At 46.3% G+C, this 15,621-nt stretch carries 2 protein-coding genes and 14 pseudogenes; all 16 read right to left on the bottom strand.

Features of this window, described 5'->3' with window-relative positions:
* Positions 1-1,258 precede the first annotated feature (1,258 nt).
* Positions 1,259-1,861: pseudogene (locus KFE98_12160) on the bottom strand (cadherin repeat domain-containing protein).
* A gap of 129 nt (positions 1,862-1,990) precedes the next feature.
* A pseudogene (locus KFE98_12155) lies at positions 1,991-2,494 on the bottom strand (LamG domain-containing protein).
* Positions 2,495-2,527: 33 nt separating this feature from the next.
* Positions 2,528-3,310 (bottom strand): annotated as a pseudogene (locus KFE98_12150) (cadherin repeat domain-containing protein).
* Positions 3,311-3,775: 465 nt separating this feature from the next.
* Positions 3,776-4,003 (bottom strand): annotated as a pseudogene (locus KFE98_12145) (cadherin repeat domain-containing protein).
* 84 nt (positions 4,004-4,087) lie between these two features.
* Positions 4,088-4,504: pseudogene (locus KFE98_12140) on the bottom strand (cadherin repeat domain-containing protein).
* A 9-nt stretch (positions 4,505-4,513) separates the two neighbouring features.
* Positions 4,514-5,065, bottom strand: a pseudogene (locus KFE98_12135) (LamG domain-containing protein).
* Positions 5,054-5,278: pseudogene (locus KFE98_12130) on the bottom strand (cadherin repeat domain-containing protein). Before KFE98_12130 ends, KFE98_12135 begins: the two co-directional pseudogenes overlap by 12 nt.
* A gap of 84 nt (positions 5,279-5,362) precedes the next feature.
* Positions 5,363-5,779: pseudogene (locus KFE98_12125) on the bottom strand (cadherin repeat domain-containing protein).
* A gap of 6 nt (positions 5,780-5,785) precedes the next feature.
* Positions 5,786-6,400: pseudogene (locus tag KFE98_12120) on the bottom strand (hypothetical protein).
* A gap of 630 nt (positions 6,401-7,030) precedes the next feature.
* Positions 7,031-7,501 (bottom strand): annotated as a pseudogene (locus tag KFE98_12115) (LamG domain-containing protein).
* A 45-nt stretch (positions 7,502-7,546) separates the two neighbouring features.
* Positions 7,547-8,332 (bottom strand): annotated as a pseudogene (locus KFE98_12110) (cadherin repeat domain-containing protein).
* 879 nt (positions 8,333-9,211) lie between these two features.
* Positions 9,212-10,261: pseudogene (locus KFE98_12105) on the bottom strand (hypothetical protein).
* A gap of 876 nt (positions 10,262-11,137) precedes the next feature.
* Positions 11,138-12,238, bottom strand: a pseudogene (locus KFE98_12100) (LamG domain-containing protein).
* Positions 12,239-12,325: 87 nt separating this feature from the next.
* A pseudogene (locus KFE98_12095) lies at positions 12,326-12,514 on the bottom strand (hypothetical protein).
* On the bottom strand, positions 12,496-14,829 hold the full coding sequence (locus KFE98_12090; GenBank protein ID UTW60781.1) for a hypothetical protein: 2,334 nt from the start codon (positions 14,827-14,829) through the stop codon (positions 12,496-12,498). The pseudogene KFE98_12095 and the gene KFE98_12090 overlap by 19 nt, the downstream one beginning before the upstream one ends.
* A complete protein-coding gene (locus KFE98_12085; GenBank protein ID UTW64697.1) occupies positions 14,796-15,620 on the bottom strand; it encodes a LamG domain-containing protein in 825 nt (274 codons plus the stop codon). Before KFE98_12085 ends, KFE98_12090 begins: the two co-directional genes overlap by 34 nt.
* Between the last annotated feature and the right edge of the window lies 1 nt (position 15,621).

Below are 15,621 nucleotides of genomic sequence, written 5' to 3'. Positions count from 1 at the left end.
AGGACGAGTCTCTCAATCCCGTGCGGTCGCTTACAATCACCCAGATAGGAACGATGGCATTAACTGAAGTATCCACCACCTCTACTTTCAAGGCCCGGTTTGTATCGGAACCTGAACCATAGAGTTGAACCTGACCATTTGGAATCAAGGCAGTATCCGAAGAAACTACCTCCAAACTCAAGTAGGTAGAATCATCATCATCTGGATCGCTGATGGTAAACAACAGGCTATCTCCAATGGCGCCTGAACAAATGGTATCGTTTCCGATAGCGGAGATGAATGGAGCTTCGTTTACATTGATCAGACGAATGATCACTTGAGAGCTATCTTTTTGTCCATCTCCACCCTCTTCTACTTCAAAGTCGATGGTGTATACCGAATCTACGAAGTAGTTTAATTGAGTGGAATCATTTACGGTAATGGCTCCGGTTGAAGAGTTCAGTGCAAAGGCATTGTTGGTATTACCCGAAATGATGGAGTAATTCACCACACTTGTATCCGATTCAAAAGATTGAGCATACATCACCAATTCACCGTTACCCGCTTTTTCGCTTAAGGTATCTTCTACCACAAAGTCGGTTGTTGACCAATTTGCCAATGTTGGTGTGGAGGTGAAAGACCCATTATTGGTTCGACCAGAAATGTCTACCATCTCTTCCATGTTCGGATGGTCAAAGTTGAAGTACAATTCAAGACCCGGTTCCTGTCCGGTATTGCGGCTCAAAAGAGACTCCTGAATTTCGCTTTGAGTTCGGGTTACACTCCACACTTTCACTTCATCCATCATACCATCGAAACGGCTGTAAATGGAATCGCCTCTTGATCCAATTTTTAAGGAAAGTGAACTGGGGTTACGTTGGAGGGCTGCATTGGTATTAACCTTATCCAGCTCACCGTTAATATAAAGTGCCAGGGTGTTGGTCGAAGAATTAAATGTGGCAGCAATGTGGTACCATTCTCCGGCAACAAGCGGCTTGCTTGCGGTTACCAAATTGGTCGCGAATCCCTGGATTACCCGAACTGTTGGATAACCATTGGAGACACGCAAGGCATAACCGCCTTTGGTGGCAACCATATCGTTCTTTTCAATCAAACCTTGTGTACCGGTGAGCTTGTCGGTTTTAAACCAACCTTCCAGAGTCCAGTTGTTTTTCGGATCGATAGAAGGATCGTGTGGCACTTCAATCACGTCAGAGCTACCGTCGAATTCAAATGCATTTCCAAATCCGGCATATACAGGCTCATCCAAATCATTCAGGTAGATAGTAATGGAAGCGGTATCGCGAAGTACAGGTGTTCCATCATCACGTGCTTCTACCTGAAGGGTGAATACGGTATCGGATTCAAAATCAAGTTCCAATCGACTGCGAACCGTCATGATTCCAGTAGCTTCTTCCACGGTAAAAGCGTTATCAGCGGTGTTGGAAAGGAGTCTGTAGAATAGACTCTGTCCGCCGTCAGGATCCACTGCGAGCACGGTCATAACCGTATCGCCTTCGGGGTAATTCTCGTCAATGGTGGCCGTATCATCAGCAAACACCAAGGGATCATTTTCATCAATCAATCGAACCCGAATCCAGGTAGTATCTAATTGATCATCGCCTGCTTCATGAGCTTCGTATTGCAATTCGTAAATGGAATCCGTTTCATAATCCAATGCAGCTCCGGAAGAAACGGTAATGGTTCCGGAAGCAGCCAGATCGAAAGACGACCAATCGCCTAACAGTGTCTTGTAGGTAATAGCACTTCCATCTTTATTCCAGGCCGTTGTATGGGCTGTGGTATCACCAATTTCAGCATTCTCACCAATGCGCCATTCCAAGGTATCTGCCCCGTCAATCTGGTCGGTAAGAAGGTCCATATTGGCGAGTACACCATGGTTTCCATTGGAAGATAAATCAGGTAGTTCATTATCGATGAGATCATCAAAATTGTAGTACGCCTGAAGTCCGGTTTCTGAGCCAATGAGTCGAACATTTCGGTGGTCATTAATCTGATCCGCCGTGCGGGCAACACTCCAGATTCTTACCTCATCAATCTTTCCTTCATAATGGCGATCTCCTGAACCAGGTGCATATCGGTTATCCGACCCAATTCTAACCGTGCGAGACGAATTCATGAGGGTGGTAATCGAACTGCTTGTTGTTCCTACCAATTCTCCATCTATGTACAAATTGGTATTCGCACCATCCCAGGTTCCTGCGGCATGGTGCCATTTGCCATCGTTGTAATTTTTGGATGAAGTAACAAAATCAGACTGGCTGGCATTGGCCACATAGAACATAAGGCCAGAACTACTCCAACCCAATCCAAAACTTCCGTCATTGGGTGTTCCTCCGCTGTACCACTTGCTTACCAAAGTGTTGTAGTTTCCTACATTATCCGTGGTATTAAACCAGCATTCTACGGTAAGCGCTGTGGTCATTTGCAGGGAGGCCGGATTTCCTAATTCTACATAGTCATTCGCTCCGTCAAACTCAAGAGCCTCACCCATTCCGGCGAACACGGGCTCGTTGAGGTCATTCAAGTAAACGGTGATTTCAGCGGTATCCAAAAGGTTAGGGCTACCATTATCGTTCACCTGTACCGTTAGGGTAAACACCGTGTCGGTTTCAAAATCCAACTCTTCGTTAGCCGCAACGGTCAACACCCCGGTTAGTGAATCTACCTTAAAGGCGTTACCCGCAGTATTCGTCAAAATGCGGTATCCTGGATTCAAAACTAAATCCTGATCCTGACTGCTCAGAGTCATCACCGTATCACCTAAGGCGGCATTTTCATTCACATAGCCGGTGTCATCTGCAAATACGATTGGATCATTCTCATCCACCAGGTGAATGAACAAGGTGGCTGTATCTTTTTGCGAATCTCCGTCTTCCAATACCTCGTAGGTAAGGATGTAAAGAGAATCTACTTCGTAATCCAAATTGGCTCCGGACGATACGGTTACCGTACCTGAAATCGAATTGTAATTAAAGGAACTCCAGTCGCCTGATACAGGAGCAAATGTCAAGTTGTTGGTATCACGATCCCATCCAATCATGATGGCTGCAGAATCTCCCACAAGGGCATTTTCACCTATTTCAAAATCCAGTGTATCATCCGAGGCGATCCATTCGTCTCCATTCAATCCGATGAAGGTTCCATCTACCCAATTTCCGGAATTGTCGGTCAATTGAGTTTCGCCATCCCATTGATCAAAGTTGTAATAAGCTTTAAGGTCTCCGTGGTTCTGATCCACTCTTCGGTTATACCAGGCTTTAACTTCCTGAGGAGTACGGGTCACAGACCAGAGACGAACTTCATCCATGGTACCGTCAAAATAGAAGGCTGGATCAAGTACGGCTCCCAGCTGTAATTTACCTGCACTCGAACCAAATACCACCGTTCCGCCATTGGATACCTCTACCCCATTCACATACATGGCTACGGAGGTTCCACTTACAGTAACGGCAATGTGCTGCCATTCGCCATCGGTAATAACCGAATCAGGAGTGCTGTAGGAACCTGATGCGCTACCATTTCCAGTACCCAGATTCAGCTTGCGATTAGTAGTCGTCCAGTCGTTGATACTGATATCGAATCCGGAAGTAGCTCCACCTGAGCTCCGGTTGGATACAATGGTATTGATGCTTGAGTGAATATCTGGCTTAATCCAGGCTTCGAAGGTGAAGTTGTTAGTGGCATTGAAGGTATCCAGTACCACACGATCACCGGCTCCATTAAACTCGAGTGCATTACCCATTCCAGCGAATACAGGCTCATCCAAGTCTTTCAGATAAATGGTCATTTCCGCTGTATCCAAAAGTGCTGGCGAACCGTTGTCATTGGCTTCAACCGTAATGGTGAATACGGTATCGGATTCGTGATCCAATTCGGCATTGTTGGCCACGGTTAACACTCCTGTCAAGGAATCTACTGTGAAGGCGTTTCCAGAAGTATTGGCTATAATGCGGTATCCTGGGGTTTGTCCACCATCCGGATCAATCACCGTGAAAGTCATGACGGTATCACCTACCGCTGAATTCTCGTTGATGTAAGCCGTGTCGTTGGCAAATACCAATGGATCGTTTTCGTCAATCAGGCGAATGCGGATGTGCGTGGTATCTCTTTGTTGGTCTCCGTCTTCCTCGGCTGCGTAGGTCAATTCGTAAATCGAATCGGTTTCGTAGTCCAAAGCCGCTCCTGAGGAAACGGTGATTTTGCCTGAAGTGGGGTTCAAATTAAAGGAAGTCCAATCTCCTGAAACCGTGCTGTAGGAATAACCATTTCCATCTCGATCCCAAGCCGTGGTAATGGCAGCCGAATCACCAATAGAGGCGTTTTCACCCACCTGAAATTCCAAGGTATCAGCACCAGCAACCCAGTCGGATGAAGGATCCATATTGGTCAGGATTCCGTTTCGGTTGTTGACCGTCAAATCTTCCAATACACCTTCAGACAGATCATCAAAATTGTAGTAGGCCTCCAGGTTTGTTTCCGTTCCGGCCAATCGCTGGTTCATCCAGGCTTTAAGTTCTGCCTCGGTACGTGCCGTACTCCAAATTCTAACCTCATCGATTTTTCCATTGGCCGGAATCTGGAAAGTAGAGCTGTTCCATCCTGAACCGATCGTGAAATTGGTTCGGTTAAAGGTCCAACCCGGGTTCAGATTTACAGTAGAAGAATTAACGGAATCACCATTTATATAGAGGGTGTACGTCGATCCGGATTTGGTCAATGCCAAGTGAGTCCATTCATTCACGGAGATGCTTCCTCCGCCCATGGTTACGAAGTAAGAAGAACCGTTATCGTTCCGCTGGCGGGTGTATACCTGCCCTCCATTTACCCAAAGACCACTATGAGGTTCAACGGTATTGGTTGACCAAGCGAAATTGATAATTCCTTGCATCGTGGTCACATTATCCAAATTGACCCAGGCCTCGTAGGTGTAGTCGTCTACCTGATCATTAGGGAACCAGGCATTGGCTGATGCATTTACGTAATCGTTTGAACCATCAAAATCAAGGGCGTCACCTAAGCCGGCGTAAACAGGCTCATTCAAATCATTCAAGTAAATGGTCATGTCCGCTGTATCCAACAAGGCAGGTGTTCCATTGTCGTTAGCTTCCACCGTGATGGTAAATACGGTATCGGTTTCGTGATCCAGTTCAGCATTGTTGGCTACGGTAAGTACTCCAGTTAAAGAATCTACTGTAAAGGCATTTCCAGGAGTATTACTCAAAATTCGATATCCTGGGATTTGTCCACCATCCGGATCAACCACGGTGAAGGTCATAACGGTATCCCCTACCGCTGAATTTTCATCGATGTAAGCCGTATCATTGGCAAATACCAGTGGATCGTTTTCGTCAATCAGGCGAATGCGGATGTGGGTGGTATCTCTTTGTTGGTCTCCGTCTTCTTCGGCCGCGTAAGTCAACTCGTAAATCGAATCGGTTTCGTAGTCCAAAGCTGCTCCTGAGGAAACGGTGATTTTACCAGTTGTTGTGTTTAGGTCGAAGGATGCCCAATCTCCAGAAATAGTGCTGTAGGTATAGCTACTTCCATCACGGTCCCAAGCTGTGGTAATTCCAGCAGAATCACTCAAGGAGGCATTTTCACCTACCTGGAATTCCAAGGTATCAACGCTGGCAATCCAGTCTGTTGATGGATCCATGTTGGTTAAGGTTCCATGCCCTTCATGGGTTGTTAAATCTTCCAGCTCGGCCCCAAATAGATCATCAAAATTGTAATAGGCTACCAGGCCAGATTCATTTCCTTGAAGGCGAACATTCATTCCCGATTTAACCTCGGCTGCACTTCTGGCTGTATTCCAGATTCGTACCTCATCGATCGATCCTTCAATGTATCCAGCGTTACCTTCGCTGCGCTTTCCTAAGGTCAGATTACCACTACCAGAGTTGATAGTAGTAGCTCCGATATTAGAACTATCAGCCAATTCCCCATTCAAATAGATATAGAGCGTTGATCCATTAAATACCCCGGCGCAGTGAACCCACTCATTCGTGGTAACGGTGGTCGGAACAGAAACAAACTTCAGGGCCCCATCGTGAATCACAAAGGTGAGCTTGTTGTTGAATATCTCAAGGGAATACTGATTGGTCAGATTCCATTTGTGAACGATGATCTGATCACTGGTATTCGTCACATTCACCCAAGCCTCAAGAGTCAATGCAGAGGTAGGGTTTAGAGCCGCTTGATTGGGTACTTCGACATAGTCATCCGAACCATCGAAGTTCAGTGCACTTCCCATACCCGCATAAACAGGCTCGTTCACATCATTCAAGTAAACGGTGATATCAGCGGTATCTCTTTCTACCGGAGTACCGTTGTCACGGGCTACCAGAGTAATGGTAAACACAGTGTCGGATTCGTGATCAAGTTCCTCGTTGTTCATCACGGTGATTACACCGGTATTGCTATCCACTGCAAAGGCACTTTGGGCAGTATTGGTAATGATCTTGTAAAAATGATCTTGCAAAGGATCGGGATCAGTCACCGATGAAATGGTCATCACTGTATCACCAATTGCCAGATTTTCGTTGATGTAAGCTGTATCATCAGCAAACACCAATGGGTCGTTTTCATCCGTCAATCGAATGCGGAGAGAAGCTGTATCGGCCTGTCCATCTCCGTCTTCGGCAACACCGAATTGAATCACATAAATGGAATCGGTTTCGTAGTCAAATGTGGCGTTGGAAGAAACGGTCAGTTTACCGGTTGCACTGTTCAAATCAAAGGCAGCGGTATCTCCTGAAACCTTGTAGTAGGAAAGGGAATTCTTATCTGGGTCAAAACCAAAAGCCACCCCAGCCGAATCTCCAACTTGTGCATTTTCACCGACCGTAAATTCAACCGAATCAAGAGATTGGATTTGATTGCTCACATCCATATTTTGAAGAACTCCAGTATAAAGTTGAGTCTTGGCATCTCTTACTCCCAACTCCACATCTTGATCGAAGTTGTAGTAAAGAATCATGTTTGCGGTGTCTGCAGAAGAAATGTTACGTGTAGCCAATCGTGCCATATCGGCATCAGACTTGGTCACTGACCAGAATCCTACTTCATCCATTTCCGCATCTGCAAATCGAGAAGCTCCTCCGTAAGATCCTAATACTACTGTTCCATCTCCCAGGGTAACATCGAAGCTAGTGGCTTTAGACTGAACCAACTCACCATTAAAGAACAGCTTCAGCGTAGAACCGTCATAGGTTACTCCAAAATGATTCCACTCATTGTATTTCCACCCGACATTGCTTCCGGAAGGATCGATATCGGTAAAGGTCGTACCATTTCCAATGGCCACATAGCTAATTCCTTCCGCACCGGTTTCGAGTCTAACCGAACTGCTAAAGTTGTTTTCTACACTTCCCAATTCAAACAAGTGTCGCCAGGTACTTGAATTATGCACATTGGCCCACATACTGAGCGTAAACTGATTGGAGGCAAGCGTAACCGATGGCCCTTGAACATACTCATTGGTACCGTCAAAATCCATGGCTCGACCAAATCCAGCATACACCGCTTCATCCAGGTCATTCAAGTAAATGGTTAAGTCGGCGGTATCCCGATCTACAGGTGTTCCATTGTCACGAGCAACTACCGTAATGGTGAAAACGGTGTCGGTCTCAAAGTCGAGTTCTTCGCTATTTGAAACGGTGATAACTCCCGTCACGCTATCTACCTTAAAGGCGCCTTTAGGTGTATTGGTAATAATCTTGTAAAAATGATCTTGCCAGGTATCCGGATCGGTCACCGAGCTAATGGTCATGGCGGTGTCACCCATCACCGCATTTTCATCGAGGTAAGCTGTATCATCGGCAAAAACCAAGGGGTCGTTTTCATCGGTTAAGCGAATCAAAACGGTTGCGCTGTCCTTCTCATTATCACCAGATTCGGTGGCAATGTAGGTCAGGTAGTAAAGTGAGTCTGTTTCGTAATCGAATGAGGTTCCGGTGAAAACGGTAATCTTACCCGTGGTGCTGTTAATGGCAAAGGATGACCAATCGCCACCACCTGGACTAAAGGTTATACTGCTTCCATCTACATCCCAGGCCATGGCATAGGCAGCAGAATCTCCAATAACGGCATTTTCGCTCAATTGGAATTCCAAGGAATCCAAGGATGGTCCCCAATCATTAACCGAAATGTTGTTGAAGGTAGCGTTGTTGTCATTTCCACTGCGGTCGATTACCTGGTTATCGCCATCTTGCTGATCAAAGTTGTAATATAGCAATAAGTTGAAGGCAGAAGTATCCACCCGACGGTTATAGAGCTCGGCAATTTGAGTGGCTGTCAATTCGGCTGCCCAAACGGAAATTTCATCCATCTTACCTTCGGCATAGTCAGAAGATAATCCGCCTTTACGTCCCAGGGTTAATAGCTGAGCTGCGGAGCTTGTAAAATCAAGATCGGTTTTATCGAAGGCCAGTTGACCATTGACGTACAACTTAAATTGTCCGCCATTAAATACGGTGGTTAAGAAGTAGGATTCTCCATCAGTAAGGGTTACTCCCGAATTATGAACAAATCCAGCATCAATCCATACCTGACCCGTGGCGTTCTTCACGTACAATCCCCGTCCGGTGGTACTCGCACCGCGTCCACTAAACAGGTAGCTATCGGTTCCCGTTCCTTTGTTGTAGCCAAACCAACCGCTAACGGTAAGGGCGGAGTGTGCGGTTTTACCAATGTCTAAGCTGGTGGTCAGGTAATCATCTGTTCCATCCAATTCCAGAGCACGGCCCAATCCTGCATAAACAGGTTCATTTTCATCCGTTAGTTCGATGCGAATGAGTGCTGTATCGCTTTCACCACTCTTGTCGGTTGCCCGGTAAGAAATGGTAAAGGTAGGAGTGGTTTCAAAATCCGGATTACCTGTTCCGTTGTAGGTCAGCATACCATTGGCTGTGTCTACAATGAACATATCGTAAGGATCTCCACCAAGAAGTTCAAAGGCCAAGGTATCGGACTCATCAAAATCAAACCCGGTCATCCAGGCAATGGTATCGCCGGTGGTTAAGGTTTCAGGAATCTGAGCCACGGTGGTGTCGATTCCGGTTCCAAAAGCTGTGGTTGCGATAGAGACCAAGGTTCCATCGTTGTTGTTGGAGCTTAAATCTTGTAAGGTCGTGGCTGAAGGATATTCAAAGTTAAAAGCGGCAATCAAATTGGCTTCGCCTCCCTGTGGACGACGGAACATGGTTTCTTTTACTTCAGCTTCTGACAACTGCTTGTTGTAGAAAACCATTTCATCCATTTGTCCCTTGAAGCGCTGCTCACCACCCCAATTACTGGCACCAATGCGCACGGGTAAGGAAGAGTTGCTAATCGTTCCACCAAGAGCGCTGCTGGACTCAGAAACCAATTCTCCGTTAACATAAAGTTTTAGCTTGTTACCTGCAGACCAGGTTACGAAAATGTGAGACCACTCATTTAGCGGAGTCATATCTCCATCGCCTAAAGCTTCAACTCCGCCACTTGTGGTAATAAGTCCTGTTCTTAAACGAAATCCTGAAGATCCAGTTCCTCCGCCGGTACGGTAATAGAGGTAATAGGATCCAGAACCGGCATAATTGTGTTTGGCCACAATAGAACGTCCCCTATTCGTCGCACCAGTGCCATAGCTTGTTGGGTAAATCCATCCTCCGTAAGAAAAAGCTGAAATACCCTCGGTAGCGGCAAGATCGCCTAAGTCGATGTAATCAGAAGAACCATCCAGGGTCAATGCATTTCCAAAACCAGCTTGTGGAGGATCATTTTCATTGATCACCTTTATGCGAATGTGAGCTGTATCTTCATTGTTATCGCCATCCTCTTCCACGCTAAAGGTCAAATCGTGAATAGAATCGGCCTGGTAGTCCAATTTACTTGGATCCACCACAGTGATCACACCACTCACCGGATCCACTGCAAAAATGCCATCCGCATTACCGGAGAAGAAATCAAACTTGAGATCGTTGCCATCTACATCCCAACCGATCAATGTACCAACCGTATCTCCAACATTGGCCTTTTCACCAACGCTAAACTCATTGAATGGATCCTTAGAGGTCTCCCAGTCTGAGTTCACATCCATATTGGTTAGAGTACCATTGTGACCACTTGGAGAGATGTCCATCAAAGTGGATGTTCCATCTACCTGATCGAAGTTGTAATAAGCAATTAGATCCGTGTTGCTTTCATCGACGCGGGAATAAGCGTTGTCTCTGATTTGTTGATCTGTTCTGACTACATCCCAGATCCGCACCTCATCCATAGAACCACCATAGTGGTATTGGTTATCCCCACGTTGACCCAGGGTAAAATGATCTGTATTGGTCGACAATGCCGCGGCATAGTTCGTAGTCGTTTTTAAATCCCCGTTTACATAAATCCGAATGGAGGTTCCATCATACGAAGCCGCGATGTGGGTCCATTCATTGTGGGTAAGAACGTCAGTTGCGGCCGCCACTGTGGCTCCGGAAGTTGCCCCTTCCCATACCTCAATATCATCATTACGCTGCCATAGGCTAAATGCGCGGACAGTACTGAATTTAGATAACAGTGCTTCATAGTCACTGCTCACCCCATTCGGCTTCATCCACAATTCCATGGTCCAGGTACTACCTACGTTGAAGTCATTGTGGTGAGGGATACTTACGTGGTCATTCGATCCATCAAAATTCAGGGCTCGGCCTAAACCGGCATATACGGCCTCTGTACTGTCATTGATGACGGAAACTTTAAGTGCTGCAGTATCCACTTTTCCAGACTCATCCTTTACGGAGTAAGTCAGCACATAAGAATCCTGCTGATCAAAATCAGTTGTTCCACTGAAGTCGATTTCTCCTGTTAGTGAGTCCAAGGTAAATTCACTTCCAAAACCGCTCACCTTAGCGAAGGTCAAGTCGTTTCCTTCCATGCCCTTCCAGCCTATTGCCATGGCAACGGTATCCATTCCTGTTACATTTTCTGGAATAGGCCAGCTAATGGTATCCTGAGCATCGGTCCAGGCCGTTGGACTCGTTCCTAAAAAGGTTCCATCATGTCCGTGTCCGGTAATGTCTGTAAGACTCGTACCATATACTTGATCAAAATTGTAGTAGGCATATAGATCGGAATGATTTGGGTCAATACGGGTGCGACTATGAAAAGCAATATCACTGCTATCCCGAGCTACATTCCAGATTCTTAATTCATCAATGGATCCGTCGAAATAATGAGATTCATTGTTATCCAGGTAAGCTCCAAAATACAACCAGGAATCAGCATAATCGATGGCCCCGGTTTGAGCATTGGAAAGTACCGGAACACCATCCACATACAAAAGAAGACTTGTGCCATTATAAACCATGGCCAGGTGATACCAGCGTCCTACTTCGTGTTGCTCGCTGGTGAACTTATACTGAATACTGCCGGCTCCAGTAGTCTTCATTCCCATACCAAACTGGCGATCTGAACCTGACCCAGCGTAGGTTCCCATCCACCAGCCGTGTTCTGTACCACCATTGTCCTGAATGAAGTTAGCTACACCGCCCCAATTTTTATAAGAATCAGGTTTTACCCAAGCCTCAACGGTAATGGCTGAAGTAGGTAAGCCCAAGGAGGCTGCACTCACTTTTCCACCACCTACATCTACCCGATCATTGCTTCCATCAAAAGGATGAGTATTACCCAGACCGGCATAAACATTAAGGGTATCCAGCAAGGTTAAGGTAACGGTTTGTGAAGTCTCATTTCCTGAAGAGTCCGATAAATAAACGGTAACAGAATTGGCTCCCAGATCGTCCAAAGTCAACGTATCCTGAGAGTACCAAATCGATTGTACTTTGCAGTTATCTGAAACGTTGCTTCCGGTGAGTCCTCCTGGAACTAAATCAGCAGAATCTACCAATACGTATCCTTTGTCTCCCAGGTAAACGGTGTCATTAAATGCAGTAAGTGACGGAGCAATGGTATCGGAGAAATACACCTGAACAGTGTCTACGATACTATCGTTTCCGTTGTAGTGAGCCTTAATTTCAAGATCGAAATATCCAGGGAATAGTCCAGGACCTTCTACCCAGTCAGTGGTGGTGTTGAAACCTGATAAAGTGGCATTGGCACCATTTCCAGACTTATCGGAAACGGTAGATGAACCTGCCCCATCTTCAAAATCATAGTACAAGATAAGGTTGCTCTCATTGCCCGTCAATCGTTCATTCATCCGGCTCTGGATCTCAGACTGACTCCAGTCGGTGCTCCAAACGCGCATCTCATCATAGACCACTTCCCGGCCACTGATGTAAGAAGTATTGATCTTGTTTACGAGGTTTGGAAATGCATTACTATACGTACCAGATCCAGCCAGCTCTCCATCCACATAGATCTTGAGAACACCAGCCGCACTTTTGGTCATGGCTACGTGGTGCCATTGTCCGTCATTTACGGTAATTGATGTGGAGGCTGCAGTTCCAGGATTGGTCACGGCAAGTGTTCCTGCGGACCTCATTCTGAAATCTCCACGTCCACTCACACCCCCTGGTACCATGCGAAGATGAACACATGCGAGGTTGCCGAAGTCTTCATCCAGGTTTCAATGGTAACCGGTTGTCCGGATGCTGTTGGAAGAACTACTTTACCTGTATTTAGGGAACGTGAGGTTGGGAAACGTAAACCAGTTGTTACGCCGCCCAGGTAACCGCTCACATCAGCACAAGTCCAATCGGTATCGTTGGCGGTCACTGTATAGTCCTTAGCACAAACCTCGTCGATGGAGGTATACAAGGATGAAATGGGCACTTTGACATTTCCGCTGGCATCAACGTAGAGAATGGTATCTCGGATTGAATTAAATGAAGGAGTCACAGTGTCTTCCAAAACCACCCAAACCGTATCCTTGGTCACCTGGCTGTATTCATCCATGGCGGTAAGGGTTACGGGAACCCCAATAATTTGTTGAGAAGGCCCTGTTTTCCAATCCGTAGCCGGATCCATATTGGTCAGGTTACCTGTATTGCTATTAGTCGAGTGATCCAATACGGTGGAAGATCCGGTTCCGTCATTGAATTTGTAATAGGCAACTAATCCTGTTTCATTACCGGTTAACGCATCGTTGTAATCGGCTGCGATTTGAGCATCGGAACGTTGCACATTCCATACTCTAATTTCAGCAATCTCCCCATCAAAATGGTACTGGGTTGTATTGTATGGAGCGATACCAATATGCATCGCATTGGTTTCTGTTCCCAGATTGAAAGCCGTTGCCGAACCTGATCCGGCCAGCACTCCATTGATGTACACTTTTTTCTGTCCGTTGGTTTTCCAACTCATGGCCACATGGGTCCAGGTGTTGGTGCTAATGGTTGACGAACTTTGCTGAATTGGGTTACCGCTGGTGGTGTAATACTCGGCTCCTACTTTTCCATTAACCAATCCGAGGGACCATCCGTTGCTGGCTCCACCATTCTTACATTTTCCAACAATTTTTGGAGTCCCTGAAGTAGCATGAGCATATATCCAAGCCTCAACCGTGATTTCCGACGTCGGATTCAAACTGGCATCATGCGGAACGGATACATAGTTGGTGCTTCCATCAAACTCAAGGGAACCTGTAGAAACATTACCTGTATCGATGGTCGAGTTACAATTAAAGGTCAGCGGGGATGCCGTCACAGTCATGTTGGCCGGGCAGTTACCTGTGAGTGCTGTGTAGAAATCATCTGCTGTTAAGGTCGCGTTCCCGGTATTATCCAAATAAAGGGTGGTATCTCCAATAGTCACAAATGCCGGATCAACCAAGTCTTGAGAATCACATTCGTTGGTTAAGCTATCGGTTGGGAATGTCCAGTTTGAAGTGCCTCCCGAAAGTGCTGAGTTCTTAAGAATTCCAACAAAGCCATTTCCAGATCCATCATAAACCGAATCCAAACCGGCATTCTCGCCATCTGCATATCCATTTTCAAAGGCATAGTAAGCAACCAATCCACATTCGTTACCCACCAATTCGCAGTTCAGCTTAGCTTGAATTTCACTTTGGGTTCGAGCGTGGTTCCAAACTCTAACCTCATCCATTTTACCTTCAAACAGTCCAGCAAAATAACTGGTTTCAGACGGTGTTCGTTGCCCCAGATAGAATTCAGGCGTACCGGTGTAAACAATGCTGTCACGAGCAATATTTCCGGTGGTCAGCACCTGGCCGTTACGGTACAGCGTAATCAACGTGCCATTCTTCACGGCCGCAATGTGCTGCCATTCGTTGAGAACAATGGTACTGGCATTGGATTGAACTGCAGCTCCAGCATTATAGTTTCCGCTGTTGTCAGAAGATGCAAAAAGTAAAGACTTGGTATTTCCAGTTCCACCTTGCCCAGATGCGCCGATGGCCACGGCCCAGCCTCGTTCATTTCCATTGCTAATGGAGAACCCGTTCATGGCGATTACCCCCTGATCGGCGGTAGGATAAATCCAACCTTCAAAAGTCATATCGCCGGTCAGATTCAAGGAGTTTCCATTCGTTATGTCCACGTAGTCATTGACCCCATCAAAGGCCAGGGCCTTTCCTTCCAAAACGTCCTGCACGCGGATCACAACCACGGCTGAATCTTTTACCGTTGAGCCACCAGCATCCACCTCGTATTGCAGGGCAAATAAGGTGTCGTTCGATTCGTAATCGAAGGTTTGTCCGCTGGCTACGGTAATTACCCCAGTCGAGGTATTCAAGTCAAATTTGGACCAATCACCAGTTAAGGCTTTGTAGGTAAAGGCACTTCCTGATACATCCCAAGCCATGGCATATCCAGCCGTGTCACCGGCAATCGATGTTTCGGGCATCAGGCTTTCGAGAGAATCCTTGCTTGCCCCCATTCATTCCCGGTCATGTTGTTGAGAGTGGCCGGGTTGTTATTGGAGGATCGGTCGATCACCGTGAGTTCACCATCTTTTTGATCGAAGTTGTAATACAACAATAGGTCAGCCGAGGAAGTGTCTACTCTTTTTCCATACAGATTGGCAATTTGAGCAGCCGTAAGTTCGTCGCCCCAAACAGCAAACTCGTCAAATCTTCCTTCTGAATAGTTAACGGCCTGTCCACCCTTTCGACCCAATACCAAGTTTTGCGCTCCGGTAATGGTAAAATCGATATCGGTTTTATCCAATTGCAACTCGCCATTGACGTACAACTTGTAGCCCGCAGAATGGAAAACGGTAGTAAGGAAATACCACTCACCGTCGGTTAAGGTATAACCTGAATTGTGCGTAAAACCTCCATCAATCCAAACCTGTCCGGTAGAATTTTTGACCAACAATCCTCGTCCGCGATCACTGGCAGAAGCACCAAATCCGCTAAATAAGTAGTTGTCAGAACCCGATCCCTTGTGGTATTCAAACCAACCACTTACGGTCAACGATGGGTAAGCTGTTTTTCCAATATCAAATCCGGTAGTGAGGTAATCATTGCTTCCGTCCAATTGAAGTGCATCCCCAAGGCCAGCAAAGCTGTACTCCACTTCATTCTCCAAAATGATGGAATATTCGGCAGTGTCTCTAAGGTTATCATCTCCTTCCTGAACAAAGAATTTCAGGGTGTAAATGGAGTCGGTTTCATAATCAAGTGAGGAAGCATTGGTTAAGGTAATTACCCCATTGCTGGCATCCATG

The sequence above is a fragment of the bacterium SCSIO 12741 genome, assembly GCA_024398055.1.
Taxonomy (GTDB): Bacteria; Bacteroidota; Bacteroidia; order Flavobacteriales_G; family Salibacteraceae; genus SCSIO-12741.
The sequence above is the reverse complement of the archived record's forward strand: the minus strand, read 5'-3'. Positions and strand labels throughout refer to the sequence as shown.

What these genes read in the sequence shown, in the direction of transcription:
- KFE98_12090 (UTW60781.1), bottom strand. Translation starts at nt 14,829, where the DNA reads ATGGGGGCAAGCAAGGATTCTCTCGAAAGCCTGATGCCCGAAACATCG.
- KFE98_12085 (UTW64697.1), bottom strand. Translation starts at nt 15,620, where the DNA reads ATGGATGCCAGCAATGGGGTAATTACCTTAACCAATGCTTCCTCACTT.